We start from the raw sequence: 23,836 nt of genomic DNA on the forward strand, positions 1-23,836 counted from the left end.
GCTCAATTCTCTCAGGCGCCCAGCAATTTGCCGGTGCGGGTGGCTTGCAGGCCGGCGACCTTGGCGATCTTCATGCCAGCGGTGGCGAAGCGAACGAAATCGCGCGCAAAGAACAGGCCGTCGACCGGGCTTTTCAGTTCAGTGACGCTGCCGCTGAAGGGGCAGATCACATGGGCCAGCACATCGCCGGCCGCCACGGTTTCGCCGGCTTGGCGCAAAAAGGTCAAGACGCCAGCGGTTTCGGCCTTGATAGGCATGCAGCCGGCCAGCGGGCGGGCATCGCCCACCGCGGCAGGCATGGCCGGGGCCGGGCCGCTGATCAGGCCACGGTAGTTCAGGAAGTCGATGATGTTCTGCGCGTCGGCCTCGGCCAGGCCATGTTCCACATCGGCGGCGCCGCGCAATTCCACGGTTACGGCCAGGCAGGCTTGCGGGATGGGGAAGCGGCCGGGGAAACGCTCCGAAAAGCGCTTGTCCCATTTCCACCAGACCTGCGAGCAGGCTTCGTCAAAGGGGTTGTCACCCGAGTCCTGCGCCAAGAGCGTGACGCGCGAGCCCAGATAGTTGGCCAGCGCCTCGCACTCCGGCCAGCAGGGCGTCTCGGTGTAGAGGTGCATGACGGCCTGGGCATCGCAATGCAGATCGAGCACGATGTCGGCGTCGCAAGACATCAGCATCAAAAGGCGGCGCAGCGACTTCAGCTCGGTGTCCACCGGTGCGGCCGTGATGGCCTTGACCAGTTCGCGCCGCAAGATTTTGACGTTAGCTTCAGCGTCTGGCCCCAGCTCGGCCTCAGCCGCCAAGGCGGCGGCTTCGATCTGGTCCGGGTAATGGCGGTTGAAATTCTCACCGCTGGTGGACTCAAATCGGCCCAGGTGCATGTGCAGCGCGTACTGCGACAAGCCAATCGGGTTGGCAACCGGCACCAGAATGATCTCTCCGGCTATCCGGCCAGCCTCCTCCAGCGCCTGCAGCCTTTGGCGCAGATGGTGGGCCACCAACATGCCGGGCAATTCATCGGCATGCAGCGAGGCCTGGATATAGGCCTTTTTGCCGCCAGGCTTGCCGTAGTGCAGCGAGATCAGTTCGCGCTGCGTGCCGGGGGCGGGGGAGATCAGGGGGTGGTGGTGAATGTGCATCGGCAAAGGAATCGGGTCGGGCGAGGCTGGACTCAGACTCAGCGCGGCATCAAGGGCTTGAGCCAACGCGCCTCGGCCTTGTGGAACAGGCCCACCAGGGTCAGCGTCATCAGGAAGTAAAAGACCGCCGCGGTGATGAAGGCCTCGAAGGGGATGTAATAGGTCGAGTTGACCTGGCGGGCCGCGCCGGTCAGATCCAGGATGGTGACGATGCTGGCCAGCGAGGTGCCGTGCAACATGAAGATGGCTTCATTGCTGTAAGCCGGCAGCGAGCGGCGCAGGGCCGAGGGCAAGATGATGCGGCGAAACATTACCCAGCGGCTCATGCCAATCGCCTTGGCGGCTTCGATCTCACCGGCCGGCAGGGCCTTGATGGCGCCGGCAATGATCTCGGTAGTGTAGGCGCAGGTGTTCAGCACAAAGCTCAGGCAGGCGCAGAACCAGGCCGAGCTCAAATAGGGCCAGAACGCGCTTTCGCGCACCGCTTCGAACTGGGCCAGGCCGTAATAAATCAGGAACAGCTGCACCAGCATCGGCGTGCCACGGAACACATAGGTGTAGACCCAGATGGCGCGCGAAACCCAGCGTCCCCAGCCGCTGCTGAGGCTGCGCAAAACGCCCAGCGGCACGGCAAACAACAGGCCCAGCACGAGCGAGATCACCAGCAACTGAAACGTCGCCAGCGCACCGTCTAGATAGAGCGGCAGGTTCTCAACAATGGCTTCGAAATTCATAAAGCACTCTTTCGCACGCCGGTCGAGAAGCGTTTCTCCAGCCAGTTGAAGAGGAACTCGCTGGCGGTGGTGAAGAGCAGATAAATCATGGCCACGGCCAGATAAAACACAAAGGGCTCGCGGGTGGAACCGGCCGCTTGTTGGCCGCGCGTCATCAGGTCAGACAGGCCAATCACCGACACAATGGCCGTGCTCTTGATCAGCACCAGCCAGTTGTTCGACAGGCCCGGCAAGGCGTGGCGAAACATCTGCGGCAGGGTGATGCGCCAGGCAATCTGCCAGGGCGTCAAGCCAAAAGCCAGGCCGGCCTCGCGCTGCCCCGGCGGCACGGCCAAGAAGGCACCGCGGAAGGCTTCGGTCAGATAGGCGCCGAAGATGAAGCCAATCGTCAGCACACCGGCGACGTAGGGGTTGATGTCGATGTACTCGTCGTGACCCAGGCTGGTCGCGAGGGTGTTCACCGCCACTTGACCGCCGTAGAAGATCAAGAGCATCAGCACCAGATCGGGCACCCCGCGGATCAGCGTGGTGTAGATATAGGCCAAGCCGCGGGCGAAACGCCACTTCGACAGCTTGGCCATCGCGCCCATCAGTCCCAGCGTCATCGCCATGGCCAAAGAGGCCAGGGCCACGCTCAGCGTGACCCCAGCGCCCTCCAGCAGGCTGGGCAGGAAGTCAATCAACGGTCCTTGCAAAGCCATCAGGTCTTATTTCTTCGGAGCGATGTCGTATGGGAAGTACTTGTCATTGAGCTTTTTGAAGGTGCCGTTGGCGGCAACCGCAGCAATTGCGTCATTGAACTTCTTGCCCAGGGTCTTTTCATCGGCCTTGCGCATGCCCACGCCGGAGCCGGTGCCGAAGTACTTCACGTCATCGTAGTTGGGGCCGATCATGGCGAAGCCCTTGCCTTCGGGCTTGCTCAGAAAACCTTGATCGATGGCCACCAGGTCGGCCAGCGTCAGCTCGATACGGCCGGACTTCAGGTCCAAAAAGGCCTGATCCTGGGTGGCGTAGCGAACGATCTCGCTTTGCTTGAACACGGCTGCGGCAAACTTTTCATGGATGGTGGCGCGCTGCACGCCAATCTTTTTGCCCTTCAGGCCGGCAGGCGAGAAGTCCAGCTTGGCGTCGGCCTTGCCGGCGAAGCGTGCCGCCGTGTTGTAGTAGGCATTGGAGAAGGCGATGGTCTTCTTGCGCTCTTCTGTGATCGACACCGAGGCGATGATGGCGTCCACCTTCTTGGCCTGCAGGGCCGGGATCAAACCGTCGAAGTCTTGTTGCACCAGGGTGCATTCGGCCTTCATCTCGGCGCAATAGGCCAGGGCCAGGTCGATTTCGAAGCCCTTGAGCTTGCCATCGGCGCCGACTTCAGAGAAGGGAGGGTAGGCGCCTTCAACACCAATGCGGATCTTTTTCCATTCGGGGGCCTGGGCTTGAGCGACGAGGGCGCTGCAGCCGAGGGCGATCAGGGCAATCAGTTGACGTTTTTGCATGGCATCTCCAGGGAAGTGATGAGGAATGAAACCGAAGCGAGCATCTTGCTATGGATGCGGTACCTCGGTACCTAGGGTTTGAGCGTAGTCAGAAACGCTTGCACGGGCACCAAGCTGGCCGCCGGGTCTTCTTCATGCGGCACATGGCCCAGGCCGGGCAGGGTGACCAACTGGCTGCCGGCAATATCGCGCGCAAAAGCCTCGCCGTTGACCGGCGGGATCAGGCGATCAAGTTCGCCCCACAGAATCAGCGTGGGCAGGCGCAATTGCTTGAGTCGATCAACCTGGTTGCCGAACTGCATCTGCACCAGGCGTTGGGTCAGGGCCGCACGGTTGCCGGCGCGCAAGGTCAACTCGAAGTAGCGGTCGATCAGCTCGGGGCTGGCGCGGGCCGGGTCGCCATACACGCTGCGCACGCTGCTCGCCACCAATTGGCGCGGCAAGAGGTATTGGCTCAGCCAACTGACACCCGGCAGACGGGCCAGATAAAAGCCCAGCGGCACGGCATCCGGCTTGAAGTTGTAGCCACTGGCATCGACCAGGATCAGGCCCGCGGCCAAATCGGGCCGGTCGGCCGCTACCGTCCACGCCACCTCGCCGCCGAGCGAGTTGCCAGCCAGCACCGCGCGCTGCACTTGCAAGTGCGCCAACAGCTGGCTGACAAAGGCGCTGTAGGCTTCGATGCTGTAGTCGCCGCTCATTGCCGGGCCGGTCAGGCCAAAGCCCGGCAGGTCGAAGCTGATGACGCGGCGTGTTTTGCTCAGTTCCGCCACCCAGCCTTCCCAGGTGTGCAGACTGGCCGAGGTGCCGTGAATCAAGACGATGGGCAGCGGGTCGCCGGCCGGGCCTTGGTCGCGCAAATGCAACAGCTGACCCTTCAGATCAATGAAATCGGATGGGGGCGGCGCCCACATGGGCAAGAGGCTTTCCAGCGTTCGGTCCTCCGCCTTGGTGGCGGCAAAGCCCAGGGCCGCGGCCAGGAGCAAGACGCCCAGCAGGCGCAGCAGCAAATCTGACCCGGTGAGACTTGTCTGGCTCATCCGATCTTGACCTGGCTTTCGGCCATGGACCCTGGCTTGGCCCGGTGGGCCTCGCTGGCGGGTCTATGAATTTCGGTGGCGGCATGCAGGCCGGCGTCCAGCGCTTCGCGCTCGTCAAAAACAAAGCAGCTGCCTTGGTAGTGCGGGCCGCCGGTTTCCTCAAAGTACTTGAGGATGCCACCTTCCAGTTGATAGACCGGGCCGTCCAGGCCTTGCTGTTGCAAGTAAATGGCGGCCTTTTCACAGCGGATGCCGCCGGTGCAAAAGCTCACTACCGTTTTGCCCATCAGCTCTTCGCGATGCGCTTGCACCGCCTCGGGGAACTCGCTGAACTTGGCAATGCGCCAGTCGATGGCACCCTCAAAAGTGCCGTAGTCCACCTCGAAGGCATTTCGGGTGTCCAGCGTCACCACCGGGCGGCCGTCGTCGTCATGGCCTTGTTCCAGCCAGCGGGCCAGCGTCACGGCGGGCAGGGCCGGCGCGCGCGGCTGCGCGTCGGGTCGGATCGCCGGGTGGTTCATGCGGATGATTTCGTTCTTGACCTTGACCAAGAGCTTGCGAAACGGTGTGCTCTCGCTCCAGCTCTCTTTGGGTGCCAGATCGGCAAAGCGCGGGTCTTGGCGCAGTGCGTCGACCCAGGCGTTCACCGCTTCGCCGCTGCCGGCCAAGAAGAGGTTGATGCCCTCTTCGGCCAGCAGCACCGTGCCCTTCAGCCCCAGATCCAGCGCGCGCTGGTAGAGCGTTTCGCGCAGCGCTGCGCAGTCGGGCAGGCTGACGAACTTGTAGGACGAGATGTTCAGGACGGGGAGGGGTGCGTTCATGTCTTTGGGCAGGGGTCAGGCTGAATTGTAGGCAAGAGCCCGCGCGCGCCCGGCGCGGCCCCCAAGATGAAGTCCAATACGGGGCATGAATTCCACCCATGACACCGAACAGCGCCTGATCGAGTTGGAGATCAAGGCCTCGTTCAGCGAAGACCTGCTTGACCAGTTGAACCAGATCATCACCCGCCAACAGGACCAGATCGATGCCTTGCGGCGAGACGTGGCCGCGCTACGGCAGCAGGAGCCAGAGGCTGGTGGCCCGGTGTTTCGCAGCTTGCGCGACGATCTGCCGCCGCATTACTGAAGCCATCAGGACTCAGGCGCTGAGCAGCTTGTGGATCAGCTCGGGCGTGGAGGCGGCGGCGTATTTCTTCATCAAGCGGCCGCGGTAGACGTCCACGGTGCGGGGGCTGATGTCGAGGCGGCGACCGATCAATTTGCTGGTCAGCCCCTCGATCAGCAGGGCAGCGATCTCGCGCTCGCGCGCGGTCAAGTCGGCGGTGAGCTGGCGGTGGGCCGACAAGTCTTCAAAACTCCAAATGCCTTCGGCATGCGGGTCGGCCGGGTTCAAAGCGCGCCCGGACACATGGCACCAAAACAGCTGCGCCGAGCCGAGCCGTTTCATCACCCGGTCATCGGCATAGAAACCATGGGCGCCGAGTCGGGCGGCGATGCGCTCGCCGGTGCGTTCAAACTCGGCCGTGCTGGGGTAGAGCACTTCAAAGCTCTGCCCGAGCAGTTGTTCGCGGCTGGCGCCAAACATGGCCAGCAGATGCTGGTTGCAATCGACGATCAAACGGCGCGCCGAGATCACCAGGCCGATGGGGGCCAGGTCGAAGGCGCTGCGGTAATCGAGGCTCATGAGGCGGGCGGCCGCAGTGGCTGGGACATGATGTTCAGGGGCGCTGAGTGAGCGCCCTCAGGGCAAGTAGATGATGCGCAAGGAGCTGTCCACCAGATTCAGTGGCATGAACCCCACCGCCTGGGCGTGATGTTGCAGGTGCTTCTTCAAAGCGTCGACCGAGCTGAATTCCTGCGGCGCTCGGCGCCGGCCACCGAACTGTTGGGCGGCCCAGGCGGAACGGTACTGGGCCGGATTGCGCAGCAGCACCGAGTCGAAAAACTGCTGTCGCTCCGGGCCGGTGCTGAGGACCGGCTCGTGGCTGCCTTGCTCACCGAGGGAGCTGCGTTGCCCCATGAACAGCTCGGTCAGTGCCGATCGGCTGACATGACGCAGGCCGCTTTGTACCGACACCACCACCGCTAGCGGCGCGGGAGCGCGCGCCTTGATGATCTTGTCGATCTGCCCGCTGCTCAGCAATTGCTCGAGCGCCGCGTTCAACTGGTGCGGATCAAAGCGGTTGTTCGGCGAATAGCTGCAGCGGTAGGGCCGGCTGCCCACCGGCAATCGCCAGGAGGCCACGGTGTCGGCCTCATCTTGCTCCCTGAACCACGCGTAGCTGTGGCGACTGCTGACGCCATACGGGTGGCGCTCCTTGGCCAGCTTGCGCAACAGCCGCTCATCGTCCAGCGCGTCGTCGCGCTTCAATCGCCCTTGCGAAAACAGTGCATCGATGAGCGGATAGGCCTGGCCTTGAAGGGTGCCGACCACCGTGCCTGGGGGAAGTTGCTCCAGGGTGTCAACGCCGGGCGACTTGCTGTGCCCGGCCAACATCTCTTGAATCTCAAATAGAACCGGGCTTTGTGCCTGTGGCTGTGGCTGTGACTCGATCTTCGACGCCAGCAAGGGACTCAGATTGCAGGCGATATCGCCTTCGCCATTTTTCAGCGCCACTTCCACTCGCAAGCGAGGCAGCGTCGTGAACTCGGCGCGTGTTTTGAGCAGCGCGGCCAGGGCTTGAGCGATCTCGACATCGATGCCGCCCACGGCTTGGTTGTCGCGCCAGACCACAAAGGGCGGCGTCAAGGAACTGGAGACCAGCACTTGCAGCGTGGGGCGCTCTTGTGCCTGGGTAGCGAGGCTGCCTGCGGCTGCCATCACAAGCAGTGCGCCGCGAACGTTTGTTCGCAAGAACGGGGTTCGCCGCGGCTTGATCAGCGCCCTCAGTTGCACGAGGCCGAGGCCGAGGGAGGGTTTTTGAGGCATGTCAGCTCCTCCGGTCTCAAAAAACAAAGTCCAGGCTGACACTCAACAGGCTGACGCGCCCATCCCAGGGCGGATGGCCTGGCTTCAGCTGAATCTCGCCATTGCGAGGCGTGCTCTTGTCGCCCGAGCCGGTCCAGCGTTCGTATTGCACTTTCAGTGCCGCCTGCTCATGCCAGTCCCAGCGCAGGCCGGCCAGCTCAATGCGTCGGCCCCAGGGGCGGTGCAGGCTGCGATCCAACTGGTCCAAACTCTGTTGGACGCCGGCCGGCAGGCCGAGCTTGGCTTGCAGGCCCAATGCCGCCTCCTTGTTGCGCGAGTTGCCCACCGAAACATAGGGCATGAGGGTGCCGAAGCGGTGCGACAGCAGCGCATACCAGCCATACAGCTCGGCGGCAAAGACCGAACTGCCGCCGCGTTTCATCGCCTCCGCACTGAGGGTCCAGTCGCCATGCTCCCAAATCAGGCCCAGATTGATCAGCTGCCCCTCCACACCTTGGGTGCGGGCCCGTTCTGGCAGGACTTGGGAACAGTTGCCGCAGAGGCTGCCGGCTTGGCTCAGCCCGTCAAGCTGGGTCTGCAAGGCCGGATCTTTCAATGAAAAACGATAGGCGGCCAGACCCAGTCGCAATGACAGACCTTCTTTCTGCCAACGCAAGGCGCTGGCCACGAAGGCCTGGGTATCGACCTGGCCGCGTGGCAGCGTGACCCGGTTCTGACCGGTGCCCAGGTCCAGGCTGAGGGTGCCGCCCCAGGCTTGATTGCTCAGGCTGGCGTTGATGCCGTCCACCGGTTCACTGCCACTGAAGCCGTACACCGCCGCCATCGGCCGTACCGGTGTCAGTGCATAGCCCACGCGCAGCGTCTCCGAGTGCAGAAACACCGGCAGCGGTTGGCGACCCAGGCGCACCGACCAGTGGGGCGAGGGGCGCCATCCGAGATAGGCCCATTCAGTAGACGGTCGGAAGCCGTTCACCAAATCGTCGCGCACCTGGACCTGGCCGACCAGTTCCAGCGACTGTTGGAACTGCCAGCGCAGCTGGGCTCCCAAGACGGTGTCTCCGTCCCAGCGCCCTTGCCCTTTTTGCGAGGCGTTCTTGACGCGCTCATGGGGTCGTACGGCGGCCTCTGCATCGTCGCCCCGGTAGCTTGAGATCGTGCCAAAACCACTCCATTGCAGGTCTTGGGCCTGGGCCGCGGTGCAGGCCGCCAGGCAGGCGCCAAGAAGCAGCGATCGATTCAGTCGGTCTCTTCCCATGTCGAATTCCAGGCGCGGCCGCCCGACCCTTTCAAACAGGTGTTCTGCTACGCCAGAGTTGGCGCGTTAGGCGATTCTACGTAAGCCCTACTTAATGCGATACGTAGTACGCTTCGCCGCTTGGATTGGTTTGACGGAGACTCACGCATGAACAAGGTATTCCCCAGCGCGGCCGAAGCGCTTCAGGGCATCGTCAAAGACGGGCAACTGCTGGCGGTGGGCGGTTTCGGCCTCTGCGGCATCCCCGAGGCTTTGATTGCCGCGCTGCGCGACAGCGCGGTCAAGGACCTGACGGTCATCTCCAACAACGCCGGCGTGGACGGCTTTGGCCTTGGCCAATTGCTGGAAACCCGCCAGATCAAGAAGATGATCTCCAGCTATGTGGGCGAGAACAAAGAGTTCGAGCGCCAATACCTGGCCGGCGAGTTGCAACTCGAATTCACCCCGCAAGGCACGCTGGCCGAGAAGCTGCGCGCCGGCGGCGCTGGCATCCCGGCCTTCTACACCCGCACTGGCGTGGGCACCATCGTGGCCGAGGGCAAGGAACTGCGCGAGTTCGATGGCCACACCTATGTGCTGGAGCATGCACTGTGCCCCGAGGTCGCCCTGGTCAAGGCTTGGAAGGCCGACAAGAGCGGCAATCTGGTCTTCCGCCGCACTGCTCGCAACTTCAACCCGGCCGCCGCCATGGCCGGCAAGATCACCGTGGTGGAAGTGGAGCATCTGGTCGAAGTGGGCGAGATCGACCCCGACGCCGTGCACCTGCCGGGCATTTATGTGCATCGCATCGTCGTCAATGCGAACCCTGAAAAGCGCATCGAGAAGCGCACCATTTCGCAGTAAGCCCCAATAATTTTGCGGGGCAGCGCCGCACCGCCTGAAGCGAGCGCCGCAGCCCTCAACGACCTGGAGAGAAGATCATGGCCTGGACACAAGACCAAATGGCGGCGCGTGCCGCTCAAGAGTTGGAAGACGGCTTTTATGTGAACCTGGGCATCGGCATCCCGACCCTGGTGGCGAACTTTGTGCCGGCGGACAAAGAAGTCTGGCTGCAAAGCGAAAACGGCATGCTGGGCATCGGCCCATTCCCGACCGAAGATCAGGTGGACGCCGACCTCATCAACGCCGGCAAGCAAACGGTGACTACGATTGCAGGCTCGTCGATTTTTGGCAGCCACGAGTCTTTCGCGATGATTCGCGGCGGCAAGATCAATCTGAGCATCTTGGGCGCCATGCAGGTCAGCGAGAAGGGCGATCTGGCCAACTGGATGATCCCTGGCAAGATGGTCAAGGGCATGGGCGGCGCCATGGACCTGGTGGCCGGCGTCAAACGCGTGATCGTGCTGATGGAGCATGTGGCGCGCAAGAAAGACGGCACCACCGATATGAAGATCTTGCCTGCTTGCACCTTGCCCCTGACCGGCGTGGGTGTGGTGAATCGCATCATCACCGACTTGGCCGTGATGGACGTGACGCCTGCTGGTCTCAAGCTGGTTGAGTTGGCCGAAGGCGTGACCCGCGAAGAAGTGCAGAGCAAGACCGGCGTGACGTTGATCTGAGTTTGATCTGAGCTCGATCTGATTTTTGACCGCCTCGGTCGGTGCTCGCCTCAAACGGACCGAGTGCCAGAAAAGATCCGCTGAACCCAAGGGCCTAGCTTCCACGCTGAGGCCCTTTTTTCTTGGGGCACATCTTGCGCCCCCATTTGCAGCAACCGCTCGGCCAGCAGCGTGAGCTTGGCTTGGCGTGCGGCCTGTAGCGGCGTGCATGCGTCGAACTCAGACGCTAGGCCTGGGTTGGCGCCGGCGTCGAGCAAGAACAAGGCAATTTCTTCTTGCCCCGCCAAAGCACTGGCCACCAAGGGCGTGGAAAGAAACTCGGGATGCGCGTAGTTGACATCCACGCCGCGCCCCACGTGGTAGCGGACCAATTCGAGATCGCCTTCGCAGGCCGCGTTGAACATCTCTTTCCAGTTGCCGCCGTCCATGTGTGCCACCTGCTTTGTCTGTCTGTGGGCGCAATGTAAGGGCATTCCATGCGGAGCAGGCTTAGGCCAATCCCGACATGGATCGGCGTTCTTGCGCTTGTGTTGGTCGCTTGGCTGGCAGGACTTCCCTTAGCATTGAGCAAACTTCTGGAGCCACCATGCAAAGACTGTCCTTGTTCAAAGCGCTGACCCTTTGCCTTGTGTCAGCTGTTGTGCCTGCCTTTGCGCAGCAAGCTTTGCCAGCCCAGCCGAGCTTTGATGCCGAGTTGGCTCAATCCGTCGGCGCAGACGATTACGGCATGCGCAAGTATGTGCTGGTGGTCTTGAAGACCGGGCCGAAGCCCATGGCCGCCGGGCCGGCGCGCGATGCGATGTTCAAGGGGCATTTTGCCAATATCAACCGCCTGGCAGCCGAGGGTAAGCTGGCGCTGGCCGGGCCCTTTGACGGCGTGGACGGTTGGCGTGGCCTCTTCATTCTGGCGGTGTCCGACATTGAAGAAGCCAAGCAACTGGCCGCTACCGACCCGGTGATCAGCAGCGGCGAGATGGTGGCCGAGTATCACAAGTACTACGGCTCGGCCGCGCTGATGCTGGTCAACCCGGCGCATGCCAAGGTGGCGAAAAAGAGCTTTTAAGTGCCGGCTTGGCTGTGTTGGCTTAAGAGGGCCGGTTGCTGACTCACGCGGCCTGGTGCTGTTTCATGGACGCATGCGGATCAAGCAAGGCCTGATCTCTGCCCGCAGTAAACCGCTTTTGACAGCGGTGTCGGCCATGGCGAAGGCGCGAATCTCATCCTTGCTGACGCCCGCGCTGGGAATCATCATGCCGGCCGGTGCATCGAACTGCGGCTCCCCCAGGGCCAGCGTCCCGGTTTGCAGCCATTGCCGGGAGTGCGCGATGGGCGTTGGCAAGCCTGGCTTTTCAAACAAGCGCTTGTCGGCTTGCCCACTCGGGCCTGGACGGTGGAACGCGAGATCGCGAAGGTCCCCCAACGCTCGTGCGCCTTGGTGCTTGTCCAACGCCAAGCGGGCCAGGCGCTGAGCACGCTCAGGATTGTCAATATCGATGTACTGCAGGGTGCATAACATCGAGAGCTCCCGAATTCGGGGCTCGGGCAAGCCCGGGGGGGGGCAGTAACGTGGTCAACAAGCGGCACAATCGCTCAGGCGTCGAAACTACGGCGCACAGATTCAATTCACCGATGAACCCAGCCACTCGCTTTCGCAAACCTTCAGTCGCCCGCCGGGGTGAGGGTGGCAGTGGATTTCGGGTTATTGGGCAGCCTCGTTAGACGTCACACTACAGACCATGCCAAGTCGATACACGCGTTTCGGCGAGTTCTTCATGCAAGGGCTCGCACAGACTCTCGCAGAGGGTACGGCCATAGACGTCCCGCACGTAGGGAGGTGTGTGGTTCGAAGCGTGCTTGAACCTCATATGCACCATTCAAACTGGAGCTTGCAAGTCAGCATCTCGTTCCCCAACTCCCATAGCGATATGACTATCGGCATGTACACGTTTGGGTCGTGCTTAATGGGTGACACGGAGAAGATTCAACTTCCTGAGCCGACGTATACGGACGAGCAAGACAAGATCTATCCGAACGAGCATCAAGAAGCCTGGTTCCGCCTGCTTGATAAGCTGGAGGCCGAATTGGAAGCCGCTGGCTACAGCATCGGGTCTTCAGATGACAGTGACTTCTATCTCATCACGGACTACATGCCATCAGACGGCATCTCTTGCTCGGTCCTCAAGCCAGAACTAGTCACGCAGGAGCTGATCGACAGGTGCCAACGCCTTACCAAGAATGAGGCATCTTGGAACATGTGGATTCGCCTCGGGTTTGACTTTGTCGACGATCGGCACAAAGGACATAGCGAAAACATACTTGTGCGTCCAGACCGAGTGGCCCATGACTACGACTCAGTTCGCCTTCAAAACGAGTTCAAGAATGAAATTCCTTTACTCGGGGTCGGCAGTGACGTCTAACCCGTCTACAAGGACTCCCACCATTTCCAGCTCCAATAGCAAAACCTGACCCTTCGGGGTCTTTTTCATTTCTAGACCTGTGTTCTGAACAGCGGCAACGCAACGAGGAACAGACTGAACATCTACAAACTGCTTTGCAGGCCGCGCCAAGCCAGTGGCTTGCCCCTTCGCCAGGCACAGGCCGCACGCAGCACTCCTTGTGTCCGTGCTCAGCCTGTGCTTTGTTGCTACGAACGTGTGTCTGCGATCTGAATTGGAATCAACGAGTACAAGCTTGCTGCGCCTCCTTGAGCGCGGGCAGCTTGCATTGAGGAGCCGGCGGCACATGCTCGGGACCAAAGCCGATCTCACGTGTCAGCACCGCCCACTGAATGCGGCGTTCTTGTTTGCCTGCGTCAATAGCTTTCCGGTGCCGACCGAGAACACAGCCTGCCCAGAAGCTTGGGGGCTTCCGTTCCCAAGGCCGATGGAGTGCAGCGGCATTCGCTATTGCGTCATCGGCCTCGGTACCAGCCGTATCTCAAACAGCTTGGGCCAGAGCTTGCCGGTTACAAACAGGCGTTTTTTGGCCGGGTCATAGGCGATGCCGTTGAGCACGTCTTCACCGCCACGGGCCGCGCCTGCGCGTTTGAGCAAGCCGCTGAGGTCGATCAGGCTTAGCACCTGGCCCGACACCGGGTCGATACGGGCGATCAGGTCGGTCTTCCAGATATTGGCGTAGATCTGGCCCTCCACCCATTCCAATTCATTGAGTTGCTCGACCGGTCGGCCCAGAGCGCGGACTTGCAGGCGCTTGATTTCCTTCATCGTGGCGGGCTCAAAGAAACGCAGCGTGGCCGTGCCGTCGCTCAGGATCAGATGCTGCCCATCATGGGTCAGGCCCCAGCCTTCGCCGCTGTAACTGAATTGGCGTTTGAGTTTGAGGGTCTTGAGGTCCCAGACAAAGCCGGTTTGCTGCTGCCAGGTCAGGCTGAACAGTTCGTCTTTCCACGCCGTCATGCCTTCGCCAAAGTACTGCTGCGGGATGTCGGCCTTTTGCAGCACTTTGCCACTCTCCAGTGCCACTTTGCGGACCGAGGAGCGACCGTGTAGCCCGGTGCTTTCATACAGCGCGCCGTCGCGGAACAGCAGGCCTTGGGTGAAGGCGTCCGGGTCATGTGGATAGCTGTTGACCACCACCGCGTCAAAGACCGGTAAGCGCACGCGTTGAGCTTGCGCGGGCGGCGCTTGCAGCAGCAGGGCTGCGATGAATGCCAAGCTGAGCCTCCAGGGCTGGGCGCTTAGATGGCGCAAGTGGCGCAATGGGCGCGCGGTGAAGCGGGGCAGGTTGATCAAAGCTCGCAATTGGGGCGTCCATTCAGGGGCTGCGGGCAGCCGGGCTTGTGCAAAACGATGGCGTAGCGGCGCGTATTTCACCATCACTGAAGCAGGGCGCAGTTCAGCCTCTGGCCAATTGAGGTTCGCGGGTCTTGGCTGATGAACGGGCAGTGATGCATAGCGGCTACAGATCGCCCAAATTTCTCGGCCCCGCTTAGATTTGTAAATGAGAACGGTTATTATTTAGCTCTTGTCGAGAGAGTCAACCCAGGTCGTCCCCAGGTAAGGCGCGCAAGGTGCCAGCGCTCGAAGCTTTTTCTATTCATCCGTTTGCCGGGATCCGACCTCATGTCCGCATTTATCAAGAGCCGCAAGCATGCGTCTCAATCTCTGTCTCCGTCTTTGTCTGGCGTTAGCGCCGCAGTGTCTGCCTTGGCGCTGAGCCTGCCAATGGCCGCCATGGCGCAGCAAGCCGCCGCAGCGAAGGCCGAGGAAACCTTGCCCATCGTGCGCGCCAAGGCCAAAGCCATCACCGAAAACGAATTCAAGGCTGAGGCCGCTTCTAGCGCCAAATTCGTCAAGCCGCTGCTGGAAACACCGCAGACCATCACCGTCATCAACAAGGAGTTGCTGCAGCAACAAGGCACCGCCTCCCTGAGCGAAGCGCTGCGCAACACCCCCGGCATCACCTTCACCCTGGGGGAGAACGGCAACACCAACACCGGCGACACCGTCTTCATGCGCGGCTTTGACGCCAGCGCCAATATCTTCGTGGACGGCGTGCGCGATCTCGGCGCTATCACCCGCGACACCTTCAATGTGGAGGCGGTGGAAGTGGTGAAGGGCCCAAGCGGCGCCGACAACGGCCGCGGTTCGCCCAATGGCTATATCAATATGGTCAGCAAGAAGGCGCAGCTGCGTGACTTTGCCGAAGGTTCGGCCCAAGTCTCCAGCGGCAGCCGCGTACGCCTGAGCGCCGATCTGAACAAAAAGCTGGACCTGGGTCTGCCCGGCGCCGCTTTCCGCCTGAATGCCTTCAGCGACCGTGGCAATGTGGTCGGCCGCGATGTGATCGAGCGCAACCGTTGGGGCGTGGCGCCCACTCTGACCCTGGGCCTGGGCACCGCGACCCGCGCCACGCTGAGCTATTTGCATGTGAGCCAAGACGCTACCCCCGATGGCGGCGTGCCTGGTGTGGGCCTGATGGGCTTCACCAGCGCGGAAGTCTTCCCGACGCTGGCGGGCGCCACGGCCAAACCGCCGGTGGGCGCAGTGATTGCCAAGGACCTCAAGCCTGTCTCGCGTAGCAACTTCTACGGCAGCAAGAGTGACTTTGACAACACCAAAGCCGATATGCTGACCGTGCAACTGGAGCACGACTTCGCCCCCGGCAGCACGCTGCGCAACACCACGCGTTTGGGCCGCACTCAGCAAGACCTGGCCCTCACCAACACCATCCTCAGCTCGGGCAATTGGGCCATCATTGGTGATGCCGCCAAACCCGAAACCTGGACGGTGGGTCGTGCCCGATTTGGTCGCGACCAGCGCAACCAGATCCTGGCCAACCAAACCAATCTGAGCACCGGCTTCACCGTGGCGGGAATCAAGAACAACATCAGCACCGGGATTGAGCTGACGCATGAGCAGCAAAACACCGCCGGGTTCACCTACACCAACACCGACGGCGACCGTGCCAATTTGTATGCGCCCAAGACCAGCGACAAGTTCGCCGTGCTGAGGCGTACCGGTGCCAGCACCGAAGGCAGCACCACCACGGCCGCCGCCTATGTGTTCGACACCCTGGACCTCACGTCCAGCCTGCAACTGAGCGCCGGCCTGCGTTTTGAGCGCTATCGCACCGAGTTCACCAGCATTGCGGCGCCCGCGACACCGGCGGTCGCTTCGACCACCTTTGCCAAGAGCGACAGCCTCAGCAGCGGCAAGCTGGGCCTGCTGTACAAGCCCAGCGAGAACGGCAGCGTCTATCTGTCTTACTCCACCTCGCAGAAGCCGCCGGGCAGCGATAACTTCACTCTCAGCAGTGCGGCGCCCAGTGGCGCGACCAATTCGGTCAGCATCAATGCGCCGAACCTGAAGCCGCAAGAAGCCAGCAATCTGGAGCTGGGCACCAAATGGGATCTGCTGGACAAGCAATTGCTGCTGACCGCCGCTGTGTTCCAGTCGGAGAACAAGAACGAGCTGGCGCGCGCCGCCAGTGCGACTGGTGAAGTGACCCAGTACGGCAAGAAGACCGTCAAGGGCTTGGAGCTGGGTGCGGCGGGCGCGGTGTCCAACAATCTGCAGCTGCAAGCCGGCCTGGTGTGGCTGGACAGCAAGGTGAACCAAGCGGCCGTGGTCGCTCCCGGTGCAACCGATGTGCAAACCGGCGCCGAGCTGGTCTACACGCCCAAGCTGAGCTTCACCTCCTGGGTCAACTACCGCTTGAGCGAAGGCGTCTTGCAAGGCTTGAGCCTGGGCGGCGGCGCACGCTACACCGCCAGCCAGACCACCCAGGTCAATAACGGCGCAGCCCCCGTGAGCGGCATCAACGGCATCCCCAGCTACTGGGTGTTTGACGCCATGGCCGCTTATGAGATCAACAAGCAGATCGGCCTGCAGTTCAACGTCGCCAATCTGGCCGACAAGTTCTACTTCGCCGCCGTCAACAGTGGTCGCAACCGCTTCACCGTCGGTGCGCCGCGCAGCTACAGCTTGTCGCTGAACGTCAAGTATTGATCCGTTCAGTCAGGCAATGAGCAAGTAAAGAGGCAGGGTCCAGATGTTGCTGCATATCGAGGGCGTTCTCAGCAAGGCCGAGGTGGGCGAGTTCCGCCAACGCCTCGCCGCTGAGGGCGAGTGGGTGGATGGCCGCGTGACCGTGGGCCAACAAGGCGCGCAGGTCAAGCGCAACCAGCAGCTGCGTCCGGGCTCTGCCCTGGCGCAGGAGTTGGGCCAGCGCATCCAGCAAAAGCTGGCCGCGCATCCGCAGTTCTTCTCGGCGGCGCTGCCGCTGCGCACCCTGTCGCCTTTGTTCAATCGCTATGCCGGCGGCGGCCATTACGGCCTGCATGTGGACGGGGCGGTGATGAACCAGCTGGGCAGCACGCAACTGCTGCGCAGCGATGTCTCCACCACCTTGTTCCTGTCGGAGCCCGACGAGTACCAGGGCGGTGAGCTGGAGGTCAAGGACACCTATGGCCTCCACGAGGTCAAGCTGCCAGCCGGTGACTTGGTGCTGTACCCGTCCACCAGCTTGCACCAGGTCTTGCCGGTCAGCGAGGGCGAGCGGGTGGCGGCCTTTTTCTGGACGCAGAGCATGATCCGCGACGACGCTCGCCGCGCCATGCTTTACGAGCTGGATCAGTCCATCCAAAGCCTGCGCGGCCGCTACGGCGAGATCGAGGAGGCCGTGGCCTTGAGTGGCCACTATCACAACCTTTTGCGTCAATGGGCGGAGCTATGAGCAGCGGACTGAGCACCCGGGTGGCGGACGTGGCGACGCCGAATCCGGCGCCGTCGGCACAAGATCTTCAACAGGCTGACAAAGCCAAGAAGAAGAGCCAGGCCGCTTATCTGAAGAGCTTGCATCTGTGGCACTGGGTCAGCTCGGCCATCAGCCTGGTGGCCTTGCTGATGTTCAGCGTGACCGGGGTGACGCTGAACAACGCGGGCTTGTTTGAGTCCAAGCCCAGCGTGCAAAGCGGCCAAGGTCAGCTGCCCGAGCCGCTGCTGCAAGAACTGCTGAAGCACAAGCCGGCAGAGCGCCGCGCCGAGCTGCCGCAGGCCAGCCGCCAGTGGTTGCGCGAGCAATGGGGCTTCAAGCTGGACGGTGTGGCGGCCGAATGGTCGACGGACGAGGTCTATCTGCCGATGCCGCGCGCCGGCGGCGACGCTTGGTTGCGAATCGCTTTGCCGGACGGTGCGGTCGAGTTTGAGCGCAGCGACCGAGGAGCGATTGCCTATCTGAACGACTTGCACAAGGGCCGCCACACCGGGCCGGTGTGGAGTTGGTTTATTGACCTGTTTGGCCTGGCCTGTCTGGTCTTTGCCATCACGGGTTTGTTGATTCTGAAGATGCATGCCGCCAAACGCCGCAGCGTTTGGCCACTGGTGGCGGCGGGTCTGGTCTTGCCGGCCCTGTTGCTGATGGTTTTTGTTCACTGAAGTGAAGCCATGAAAACACATACGAATTTTTCTCAAGGTCTGCTGCTTGGCGCAGCGGGCTTGGTTTTGCCGCTGAGCTCGGCTTGGGCGGCTGATTTGCAGCTGATCTTGGAGATCCCGCGCCTGAATGTGGCCGAGTACCACCGACCCTATGTGGCGGTCTGGCTCGAGAACTCAGAAAAAGCGGGCGAGGCGATTCCCTTGGCCGTCTTGTACGACCAGAAAAAAGCCAATAACGCCGGCATCAAGTGGCTGCCCGATTTGCGCCAGTGGTGGCGCAAGGGCGGGCGCGATCTGAGCATGCCCATGGACGGCGTCAGCGGCGCCACCCGCGCGGTGGGCGAGCACAAGCTCAATCTGAGCAAGCAGGTCGCCAAGTTGCCGGCCGGCAAGTACGAGGTGGTGGTGGAGGCCTCGCGCGAAGGCGGTGGCCGTGAGGTGCAGCGTATGGCCCTGCAGTGGCCGCCGAAGGCGCCAAACCAAGTGAGCGCTCAAGGCGAGCATGAGTTGGGCGCCTTGGCTCTGCAGTTCAAACCCTGAATTTCGACGGATAACATTCCATGAGCATGATGAAAAACAAGCTGAGCATGAGCGCCTGGGCCGTGGGTCTGGGCCTCGGCGTGGCAGCGCTGGCCCCGGCCCAAGCGCACCGTACTTGGCTGCTGCCGCAAACCGCGCATATCAGCTCCGCCGGCAACGCGGCCAGCCGCCCCGCCGTGGTGACGGTGGACGCGGTGGCCTCCGAGGAGTTGTTTGAGTTCGAGCATGCGCAGCAACTGGGCACGGTCTTGATCTTGGCGCCGGACGGCAAGGCCATCGCGCCCGAGGCCACCAACAGCGCCCGTCATCGCAATAGCATCGACATCAAGCTGGAGCAAAGCGGCAGCTACCGCATCAGCAATAGCGCCGAAGGCGCCTTTGCCAGCTACAAGCTGGGCGGCGAAACCAAGCGCTGGCGCGGTAAGCCGGCCGATATGGCCGCGCAAATCCCGGCCGAGGCCCAAGAGCTGCAAGTGACGCAGACTGTGATGCGCAGCGAGACCTTTGTCAGCAAAGAGCGCGCCACGCTGCCGCCTTTTGCCCGCCAAAGCCAAGGCCTGGAGTTGCAGGCCCTGAGCCCGGTGACCGATCTGAGCGACGGCGACAGCGTGCATCTGCGGGTACTGGCCGACGGCAAGCCGCTGGCCGGTGCTGATGTGACCGTGCTGCGCGGCGGCAGCCGCTACCGCTACAAGCTCGGCGAGATGAGCTTCAAGACCGATGCCAATGGCGAGCTGCGCATCACCTGGCCGGAGGCCGGCCGCTACTGGCTGGGCCTGGGCCATGAGTTGGCTGCCGTCAAGGCTGAGGGCGACAAGGCGGCGCAGCCGGCCAAGCGTTACCGCTACAGCGCCACTTTTGAGGCCTTGCCGAAGTAAGGCGTTCCCGTGCAGACTTTGAATTCCAAGGCGGCCCAAGCGGCTACGCAGGCCGCCTGCCCGCCGCGCTGCGTGCTGATGCCGCGCGACATCGACCCCGCCGGCCCCTTGTTGGGTGAAGAGCTTTACCAGCTGCAGGGCCGCAGCATGGGCACCAGCTGGTGCGTCAAGTTCTACGGCCCGCGCGGTTTGGGCACCCAAGCTGTGCAAGCCGGTTTGGAAGACGGCTTGGCCGAGGTGGTGGCGCGCATGAGCCCCTGGGAGACCGAGTCCGATCTGAATCGTTTTGCGCGCACGTCCTCGGGCGCCTGGCTGAATTTGTCGCAAAGCACCTGGGAGGTGCTGGGCCATGCGCTGCAAGTGGCGCGCGCCAGTGGCGGCGCTTTTGATCCGACGGCGGCGGCGCTGGTGCGCGCCTGGGGCTTCGGCGCCGGCAAGCGCCATGACGAGCCCGGTTTTGTGGAGCCTGAAGAGCCCGCCTGGGGCGAGCGTCTGGGTCAAGCTTTAAGCTGGCAAGACCTGACCCTGCGCGAGGCCAGCCGCGAGTTGTGGCAGCCGGGCGAGCTGGAGCTGGACTTCTGCGGCATCGCCAAGGGCTATGCGGTGGACCGCCTCTCGGCCTTTTTGCTGGCCTGCGGCCTACCGCATCACTTGGTCGAGGTGGGCGGGGAGTTGCGCGGCTGTGGCCGCAAGCTGGACGGCCAACCTTGGTGGGTTCAGCTGGAAAGCGTGCCGGACTCCTGGGGTCTGCCTGAGTCGGTGCTGGCCTTGCATGGTTTGTCGGTGGCCACCTCGGGGGACTATCGCCGCAGCTACGTCGATGTCCAGGGCCAGCGTCGCTCGCACACGCTGGACCCGCGCCGGCGCGCGCCGGTCGCCCATGGCTTGGCCAGCGTCAGCGTGGTGCACAGCAGCTGTTGCCTGGCCGACGCCTGGGCGACGGCCTTGCTGGTGCTGGGCCCGCAGGCCGGGCCGGCCCTGGCCACGCAACAGGGCCTGGCGGCCTTGTTTGTGATCCGCGAAGAAGGCCCCAGCTGGGAGCATCCGCATCACGGCGAGCCGCATTGGCGTGAGGTGCAAAGTCCGGCCTTGCGCGCCATGGTGTGCGATTGATGGGCTGACTACGTAGTCCAGCGGAGTGCCCCAGCCCGCGACTGGGTCTAGGATTCTCGAGCCTCCAACTTCTGGCGCCTCGACATGTCCATTTCTGCCGCACCTCCTCTCAAACCGCTGGGGCTGGCTTTGCTGACTCTGCTGCTGACCCTGCAACTGACGGCCTGCCAAACGCAGCCCAGCGCAACGGACAGCGCCGCAGCGACGCGAGCCGCCGCGATTCCGGTGCAGCCCGAGGGGCCGAGCGGCTGGCATCAAAAGCCCGGTTGGGCGGTGGAGCGCTTTGCCGTGGCCGCAGCTCACCCTTTGGCGGCCGAGGCCGGTTATGAAATCCTCAAGGCCGGCGGCAGCGCACTCGACGCCGCCATTGCCACCCAACTGGCGCTGACCCTGGTGGAGCCGCAGTCCAGCGGCATCGGCGGCGGCGCCTTTTTGATGCACTGGGACGGGCAGAAAGTGCAGGCCTTGGACGGCCGTGAGACGGCGCCTGCCGCTGCGGACGAAAAGCTCTTTTTGCTGCCCGACGGCAAGCCGATGAACTATCTGCAGTCGGTGGTCGGCGGCCGCTCGGTCGGCACGCCGGGCTTGTTGCCGATGTTGGAGCAGGCCCATCGCCAGCATGGCGTGCTGCCCTGGGCGCGGCTGTTTGAGCCCACCATCCGCCTGTGTGAACAAGGCTTTGAGTTGAGCCCTCGCATGCATGCCATGCTGAAGGGCGACTCCCATCTGGCCCGTGACCCCGTGGCCGGCAAGTACTTCTTTGGTGCCGATGGTCAGCCGCTGCCGATCGGCACCCGGCTGCGCAACCCGGCCTTGGCGCAGGTCTTGCGCCAGGTTGCCGCCGGCGGCGCCGAGGCCTTCATGCGTGGCCCGGTGGCGGCCGATATCGTGCGGCGGGTGCGCGGCCATGCCGGCAACCCCGGCCTTTTGAGCGAGGCCGATTTGGCCGCCTACCGCCCCAAGGCGCGCGAGGCGATGTGTACCGATTGGCGCGACACTTGGCGCATCTGCGGCTTTCCTCCACCTTCTAGCGGCCATCTGACCGTGATGCAGATTCTGGGCCTGCTGCCGCAGCAAGACCGAGCCCAATCGCTTGAAGCCGGCATTCCCAATACCGCCTGGCTGAATCGTTATGCCCAGGCCGCCAATCTGGCCTATGCCGATCGGGCGCAATACATTGCCGACCCAGACTTTGTGGCCGCACCGGCCGGGGACTGGCGCAGCCTGCTGGCGCCCGACTATCTGCGGGAGCGCGCCGGCCTGATCGGCGAGCGCAGCAGTGGCCCCGCCAAGGCGGGCCAACCCGGTCCGCTGCGCCTCAGCTATGCGCCGCAAGGCGCACAGCCGGAGTACGGCACCAGCCATCTGAGCGTGATCGATGCCCAAGGTCGCGCGGTGTCGCTGACGACCACCATCGAATCGGTGTTCGGCGCCCGCATCATGAGCGATGGCGGCACCGGCTTGGCCGGTGGCTTCATGCTGAACAACCAACTGACCGACTTCGCTTTGAACCCGCGCGACGCGGCGGGTCGGCCGGTGGCGAATCGCCTGGAGCCCGGCAAGCGGCCGCGCTCCAGCATGTCGCCGACCCTGGTGTTTGACCGGCGCGATGGCCGGCTCTTGATGACGCTGGGCGCGCCGGGCGGCTCGGCCATCATTCACTTTGTCGCCAAGAGTTTGATCGCCAGCCATGACTGGGGCATGGACTTGCAGCAAGCCTTTTCGCTGCCCAATTTCGGCGCTTTCAATGGCCCGACGCTGCTGGAGAAAGATCTGTTCCCAGCCAGCACCGCGGCCGGCCTGCGCGCTTTGGGCCACGAGGTGCTGGAGCGCGACCTGACCAGCGGTCTGCACGGCATTCAGCGCCGTGATTTGGGCGCGCCCGGTCAAAAGAAGAGTAGCGGCTGGTTGGGCGCGGCCGACCCGCGTCGCGAGGGTGTGGTCAAGGGCGAGTGACGCCCTGATTCTTGTGCTTCAGCGCTGCTGAACCAAGCTTTGAAGCTGGCGCAGCAAGGCGGGTTGGCGCCCGGTCAGTTGCGCGGTGATGGCGCTCTTGAGTGGCGGCAGGTGCTGCGCCATTTGCAGCACACCGCGGCGCAGCAGGCGGGCGGCCGGGCGGTCGTCGGTGAACAGCTGCACCACCGCATTGGTGCCTTGATAGATGGCCCAAGTCTTGCGCCGGTGTGCGCTGGCATAACGCTCCAGCAGCGCTGCGTCGCCGAGATCTTGGCCGGCTCGGTGGGCGCTGGCCAAGAGCTGAGTCAGGGTGTCCACACCGTAAAGCCCAAAGTTGTAGCCATGCGCCGTGACCGGATGCATGCCCACGGCAGCGTCGCCAATCAGGGCAAAGTGCGCGCTGGCGAAACGGTGGGCATAAGTGGCGACCAAGGGGTAGAGGTGGCGGCTGCTGGCCAAACTCAAGTCGCCCAGCCTGCCGCGCACCTCGGTGCGTACCCAGGCCATGAATTGCTCTTCGCCCCACTGCATCATGGCGCTGGCGCGATCGGCCGGCAGGGTCAGCACCAGGGAGCTGCAATCGCCGTTCAGTGGCAGCAGGGCCAGGGTGTGGCCGTAGTGAAAGCACTCCAGCGCAATGCCCTGATTGGGCTGGCTGTGGCGCAATCGGCAGACCAGCACGCTGCGGCCAAAGTCGCGCATTTGCGCGCCAATGCCTGCCTGGCGTCGGGTGGCGGAGAAGCGACTGTCGGCGGCAATCACCAGCGGCGCGCTCAGGCGCTCGCCATCGGCCAGGGTCAGATGCGCGGCGTCTGAGTTCAGCGTCAGCTGGCTGACGCGGGTGTCGGCGCGCAGGGTGATCCAGTCAGCGCGTTGGAGCGCGCCTTGGTAAGCCACCCGGCGCAGCCAGTGGTTGGCCACCAAGCTGCCGAGTTGCTCGCGGCCCGAGCCTTCGGCATCAAAGCCCAGATAGTCGCGGCCCTCGCCGTTGAAGACATGGGCACGCTTGAGCGGGGCGATTTCGCTGGGGGGCAGGTCTTGCCATTGGCCGAGCTTTTGCAAGACGGCCATGCCGGCGTGGGTCAGGGCGATCTCGCGGCCATCTTCTGCGGGCTCGGCCAAGGCGCTCAGCGCCGCGGCTTCCAGCACGCAGCTTTTGATGCCGGCATCGGCCAGCCCGCAAGCCATGCTCAGGCCGGCGGGGCCGGCACCGACGATCAGCACATCGGCGCGCTTTGGGGGATGCTCGGGGGAACAAGAGGTCATGCAAAGCACTCGTGAAGCTCAATCCCGCCAGCCTAGC

Annotated in this window: 25 protein-coding genes; 12 read left to right on the plus strand and 13 right to left on the minus strand. The window is 63.1% G+C overall.

Annotated elements, in window-relative coordinates:
- Nucleotides 1-11: 11 nt before the first annotated feature.
- The 6 genes from ACOVRJ_RS01245 to ACOVRJ_RS01270 all read right to left on the minus strand — a co-directional run bounded on the left by ACOVRJ_RS01245 (nucleotide 12) and on the right by ACOVRJ_RS01270 (nucleotide 5,227).
- Nucleotides 12-1,205 carry a succinylglutamate desuccinylase/aspartoacylase family protein gene (locus tag ACOVRJ_RS01245; RefSeq protein ID WP_422042088.1) on the minus strand — a complete coding sequence of 398 codons (1,194 nt, stop codon included), beginning with the start codon at nucleotides 1,203-1,205 and terminating at the stop codon, nucleotides 12-14.
- A complete protein-coding gene (locus ACOVRJ_RS01250) occupies nucleotides 1,178-1,873 on the minus strand; it encodes an ABC transporter permease (protein ID WP_422042089.1) in 696 nt (231 codons plus the stop codon). The genes ACOVRJ_RS01245 and ACOVRJ_RS01250 overlap by 28 nt, the downstream gene beginning before the upstream one ends.
- A complete protein-coding gene (locus ACOVRJ_RS01255) occupies nucleotides 1,870-2,574 on the minus strand; it encodes an ABC transporter permease (protein ID WP_422042090.1) in 705 nt (234 codons plus the stop codon). Before ACOVRJ_RS01255 ends, ACOVRJ_RS01250 begins: the two co-directional genes overlap by 4 nt.
- A gap of 6 nt (nucleotides 2,575-2,580) precedes the next feature.
- A complete protein-coding gene (locus ACOVRJ_RS01260) occupies nucleotides 2,581-3,366 on the minus strand; it encodes a lysine/arginine/ornithine ABC transporter substrate-binding protein (protein WP_422042091.1) in 786 nt (261 codons plus the stop codon).
- Between the two features lie 71 nt (nucleotides 3,367-3,437).
- Nucleotides 3,438-4,406, minus strand: a complete 969-nt coding sequence (locus ACOVRJ_RS01265) for an alpha/beta fold hydrolase (RefSeq protein ID WP_422042092.1) — start codon at nucleotides 4,404-4,406, stop codon at nucleotides 3,438-3,440.
- On the minus strand, nucleotides 4,403-5,227 hold the full coding sequence (locus tag ACOVRJ_RS01270; RefSeq protein ID WP_422042093.1) for a sulfurtransferase: 825 nt from the start codon (nucleotides 5,225-5,227) through the stop codon (nucleotides 4,403-4,405). Before ACOVRJ_RS01270 ends, ACOVRJ_RS01265 begins: the two co-directional genes overlap by 4 nt.
- Before the next feature lie 85 nt (nucleotides 5,228-5,312).
- Between ACOVRJ_RS01270 and ACOVRJ_RS01275 the strand changes: the two genes are divergently transcribed.
- Nucleotides 5,313-5,531, plus strand: coding sequence for a SlyX family protein (locus ACOVRJ_RS01275; RefSeq protein WP_422042094.1), 219 nt, complete (start codon nucleotides 5,313-5,315; stop codon nucleotides 5,529-5,531).
- Nucleotides 5,532-5,543: 12 nt separating this feature from the next.
- Here ACOVRJ_RS01275 and ACOVRJ_RS01280 read toward each other — a convergent pair whose 3' ends face one another.
- From ACOVRJ_RS01280 to ACOVRJ_RS01290, 3 genes are read right to left on the minus strand one after another with little or no spacing between them, the layout of a single operon-like run.
- Nucleotides 5,544-6,089, minus strand: coding sequence for a LuxR C-terminal-related transcriptional regulator (locus ACOVRJ_RS01280; RefSeq protein ID WP_422042095.1), 546 nt, complete (start codon nucleotides 6,087-6,089; stop codon nucleotides 5,544-5,546).
- 57 nt (nucleotides 6,090-6,146) lie between these two features.
- Nucleotides 6,147-7,334 (minus strand): substrate-binding periplasmic protein, encoded by a 1,188-nt coding sequence (locus tag ACOVRJ_RS01285; protein ID WP_422042096.1) that lies wholly within the window; start codon nucleotides 7,332-7,334, stop codon nucleotides 6,147-6,149.
- A gap of 16 nt (nucleotides 7,335-7,350) precedes the next feature.
- Nucleotides 7,351-8,589 (minus strand): hypothetical protein, encoded by a 1,239-nt coding sequence (locus tag ACOVRJ_RS01290; protein ID WP_422042097.1) that lies wholly within the window; start codon nucleotides 8,587-8,589, stop codon nucleotides 7,351-7,353.
- A 147-nt stretch (nucleotides 8,590-8,736) separates the two neighbouring features.
- Between ACOVRJ_RS01290 and ACOVRJ_RS01295 the strand changes: the two genes are divergently transcribed.
- Both ACOVRJ_RS01295 and ACOVRJ_RS01300 read left to right on the plus strand, forming a co-directional pair.
- On the plus strand, nucleotides 8,737-9,432 hold the full coding sequence (locus ACOVRJ_RS01295; RefSeq protein WP_422042098.1) for a CoA transferase subunit A: 696 nt from the start codon (nucleotides 8,737-8,739) through the stop codon (nucleotides 9,430-9,432).
- A 77-nt stretch (nucleotides 9,433-9,509) separates the two neighbouring features.
- The gene (locus tag ACOVRJ_RS01300) at nucleotides 9,510-10,148 is read left to right on the plus strand and encodes a 3-oxoacid CoA-transferase subunit B (RefSeq protein WP_422042099.1); all 639 of its coding nucleotides are present in this window, start codon (nucleotides 9,510-9,512) and stop codon (nucleotides 10,146-10,148) included.
- Nucleotides 10,149-10,198: 50 nt separating this feature from the next.
- Here ACOVRJ_RS01300 and ACOVRJ_RS01305 read toward each other — a convergent pair whose 3' ends face one another.
- Nucleotides 10,199-10,576, minus strand: coding sequence for an ankyrin repeat domain-containing protein (locus ACOVRJ_RS01305; RefSeq protein WP_422042100.1), 378 nt, complete (start codon nucleotides 10,574-10,576; stop codon nucleotides 10,199-10,201).
- A 158-nt stretch (nucleotides 10,577-10,734) separates the two neighbouring features.
- On the opposite strand from ACOVRJ_RS01305, the gene ACOVRJ_RS01310 reads away from it, so the two are divergent.
- Entirely contained in the window at nucleotides 10,735-11,211 is a 477-nt protein-coding gene (locus tag ACOVRJ_RS01310; protein ID WP_422042101.1) for a YciI family protein, read from the plus strand.
- Nucleotides 11,212-11,274: 63 nt separating this feature from the next.
- On the opposite strand, the gene ACOVRJ_RS01315 is transcribed toward ACOVRJ_RS01310, so the two are convergent.
- The gene (locus tag ACOVRJ_RS01315) at nucleotides 11,275-11,664 is read right to left on the minus strand and encodes a hypothetical protein (protein ID WP_422042102.1); all 390 of its coding nucleotides are present in this window, start codon (nucleotides 11,662-11,664) and stop codon (nucleotides 11,275-11,277) included.
- 409 nt (nucleotides 11,665-12,073) lie between these two features.
- On the opposite strand from ACOVRJ_RS01315, the gene ACOVRJ_RS01320 reads away from it, so the two are divergent.
- Nucleotides 12,074-12,565, plus strand: coding sequence for a hypothetical protein (locus ACOVRJ_RS01320; protein ID WP_422042103.1), 492 nt, complete (start codon nucleotides 12,074-12,076; stop codon nucleotides 12,563-12,565).
- Nucleotides 12,566-13,051: 486 nt separating this feature from the next.
- Here the strand turns inward: ACOVRJ_RS01320 and ACOVRJ_RS01325 are convergent, their stop codons facing one another.
- The gene (locus ACOVRJ_RS01325) at nucleotides 13,052-13,822 is read right to left on the minus strand and encodes a glutaminyl-peptide cyclotransferase (RefSeq protein ID WP_422042104.1); all 771 of its coding nucleotides are present in this window, start codon (nucleotides 13,820-13,822) and stop codon (nucleotides 13,052-13,054) included.
- Nucleotides 13,823-14,230: 408 nt separating this feature from the next.
- Here ACOVRJ_RS01325 and ACOVRJ_RS01330 point away from each other — a divergent pair, with 408 nt between their 5' ends.
- The 7 genes from ACOVRJ_RS01330 to ACOVRJ_RS01360 all read left to right on the plus strand — a co-directional run bounded on the left by ACOVRJ_RS01330 (nucleotide 14,231) and on the right by ACOVRJ_RS01360 (nucleotide 22,533).
- On the plus strand, nucleotides 14,231-16,618 hold the full coding sequence (locus tag ACOVRJ_RS01330) for a catecholate siderophore receptor Fiu (RefSeq protein ID WP_422042105.1): 2,388 nt from the start codon (nucleotides 14,231-14,233) through the stop codon (nucleotides 16,616-16,618).
- A 43-nt stretch (nucleotides 16,619-16,661) separates the two neighbouring features.
- Nucleotides 16,662-17,345, plus strand: a complete 684-nt coding sequence (locus ACOVRJ_RS01335; protein WP_422042106.1) for a Fe2+-dependent dioxygenase — start codon at nucleotides 16,662-16,664, stop codon at nucleotides 17,343-17,345.
- Nucleotides 17,342-18,046: a PepSY-associated TM helix domain-containing protein gene (locus ACOVRJ_RS01340; protein WP_422042107.1), complete on the plus strand. Its 705-nt coding sequence runs from the start codon at nucleotides 17,342-17,344 to the stop codon at nucleotides 18,044-18,046. The genes ACOVRJ_RS01335 and ACOVRJ_RS01340 overlap by 4 nt, the downstream gene beginning before the upstream one ends.
- A 9-nt stretch (nucleotides 18,047-18,055) precedes the next feature.
- Entirely contained in the window at nucleotides 18,056-18,586 is a 531-nt protein-coding gene (locus ACOVRJ_RS01345) for a DUF2271 domain-containing protein (RefSeq protein ID WP_422042108.1), read from the plus strand.
- 20 nt (nucleotides 18,587-18,606) lie between these two features.
- A complete protein-coding gene (locus ACOVRJ_RS01350) occupies nucleotides 18,607-19,464 on the plus strand; it encodes a DUF4198 domain-containing protein (protein WP_422042109.1) in 858 nt (285 codons plus the stop codon).
- Between the two features lie 9 nt (nucleotides 19,465-19,473).
- Nucleotides 19,474-20,577, plus strand: coding sequence for an FAD:protein FMN transferase (locus ACOVRJ_RS01355; RefSeq protein WP_422042110.1), 1,104 nt, complete (start codon nucleotides 19,474-19,476; stop codon nucleotides 20,575-20,577).
- An 84-nt stretch (nucleotides 20,578-20,661) separates the two neighbouring features.
- Entirely contained in the window at nucleotides 20,662-22,533 is a 1,872-nt protein-coding gene (locus ACOVRJ_RS01360; protein ID WP_422042111.1) for a gamma-glutamyltransferase family protein, read from the plus strand.
- 18 nt (nucleotides 22,534-22,551) lie between these two features.
- Here ACOVRJ_RS01360 and ubiM read toward each other — a convergent pair whose 3' ends face one another.
- Complete coding sequence (gene ubiM, locus ACOVRJ_RS01365) at nucleotides 22,552-23,799, minus strand: 5-demethoxyubiquinol-8 5-hydroxylase UbiM (RefSeq protein WP_422042112.1); 1,248 nt, start codon at nucleotides 23,797-23,799, stop codon at nucleotides 22,552-22,554.
- Nucleotides 23,800-23,836: the final 37 nt, after the last annotated feature.

The organism is Roseateles sp. (genome assembly GCF_049240545.1).
GTDB lineage: Bacteria > Pseudomonadota > Gammaproteobacteria > Burkholderiales > Burkholderiaceae_C > Paucibacter_A.

Bases quoted from the DNA above. Each gene is read 5' to 3' on its own strand.
- ACOVRJ_RS01250 (WP_422042089.1), bottom strand. From the start codon at position 1,873: ATGAATTTCGAAGCCATTGTTGAGAACCTGCCGCTCTATCTAGACGGT.
- ACOVRJ_RS01285 (WP_422042096.1), bottom strand. From the start codon at position 7,334: ATGCCTCAAAAACCCTCCCTCGGCCTCGGCCTCGTGCAACTGAGGGCG.
- ACOVRJ_RS01275 (WP_422042094.1), top strand. From the start codon at position 5,313: ATGAATTCCACCCATGACACCGAACAGCGCCTGATCGAGTTGGAGATC.
- ACOVRJ_RS01350 (WP_422042109.1), top strand. From the start codon at position 18,607: ATGAGCATGATGAAAAACAAGCTGAGCATGAGCGCCTGGGCCGTGGGT.
- ACOVRJ_RS01315 (WP_422042102.1), bottom strand. From the start codon at position 11,664: ATGTTATGCACCCTGCAGTACATCGATATTGACAATCCTGAGCGTGCT.
- ACOVRJ_RS01255 (WP_422042090.1), bottom strand. From the start codon at position 2,574: ATGGCTTTGCAAGGACCGTTGATTGACTTCCTGCCCAGCCTGCTGGAG.
- ACOVRJ_RS01265 (WP_422042092.1), bottom strand. From the start codon at position 4,406: ATGAGCCAGACAAGTCTCACCGGGTCAGATTTGCTGCTGCGCCTGCTG.
- ACOVRJ_RS01320 (WP_422042103.1), top strand. From the start codon at position 12,074: ATGACTATCGGCATGTACACGTTTGGGTCGTGCTTAATGGGTGACACG.
- ACOVRJ_RS01305 (WP_422042100.1), bottom strand. From the start codon at position 10,576: ATGGACGGCGGCAACTGGAAAGAGATGTTCAACGCGGCCTGCGAAGGC.
- ubiM (WP_422042112.1), bottom strand. From the start codon at position 23,799: ATGACCTCTTGTTCCCCCGAGCATCCCCCAAAGCGCGCCGATGTGCTG.
- ACOVRJ_RS01260 (WP_422042091.1), bottom strand. From the start codon at position 3,366: ATGCAAAAACGTCAACTGATTGCCCTGATCGCCCTCGGCTGCAGCGCC.
- ACOVRJ_RS01295 (WP_422042098.1), top strand. From the start codon at position 8,737: ATGAACAAGGTATTCCCCAGCGCGGCCGAAGCGCTTCAGGGCATCGTC.
- ACOVRJ_RS01290 (WP_422042097.1), bottom strand. From the start codon at position 8,589: ATGGGAAGAGACCGACTGAATCGATCGCTGCTTCTTGGCGCCTGCCTG.
- ACOVRJ_RS01300 (WP_422042099.1), top strand. From the start codon at position 9,510: ATGGCCTGGACACAAGACCAAATGGCGGCGCGTGCCGCTCAAGAGTTG.
- ACOVRJ_RS01280 (WP_422042095.1), bottom strand. From the start codon at position 6,089: ATGAGCCTCGATTACCGCAGCGCCTTCGACCTGGCCCCCATCGGCCTG.
- ACOVRJ_RS01335 (WP_422042106.1), top strand. From the start codon at position 16,662: ATGTTGCTGCATATCGAGGGCGTTCTCAGCAAGGCCGAGGTGGGCGAG.
- ACOVRJ_RS01270 (WP_422042093.1), bottom strand. From the start codon at position 5,227: ATGAACGCACCCCTCCCCGTCCTGAACATCTCGTCCTACAAGTTCGTC.
- ACOVRJ_RS01310 (WP_422042101.1), top strand. From the start codon at position 10,735: ATGCAAAGACTGTCCTTGTTCAAAGCGCTGACCCTTTGCCTTGTGTCA.
- ACOVRJ_RS01360 (WP_422042111.1), top strand. From the start codon at position 20,662: ATGTCCATTTCTGCCGCACCTCCTCTCAAACCGCTGGGGCTGGCTTTG.
- ACOVRJ_RS01345 (WP_422042108.1), top strand. From the start codon at position 18,056: ATGAAAACACATACGAATTTTTCTCAAGGTCTGCTGCTTGGCGCAGCG.
- ACOVRJ_RS01330 (WP_422042105.1), top strand. From the start codon at position 14,231: ATGTCCGCATTTATCAAGAGCCGCAAGCATGCGTCTCAATCTCTGTCT.
- ACOVRJ_RS01340 (WP_422042107.1), top strand. From the start codon at position 17,342: ATGAGCAGCGGACTGAGCACCCGGGTGGCGGACGTGGCGACGCCGAAT.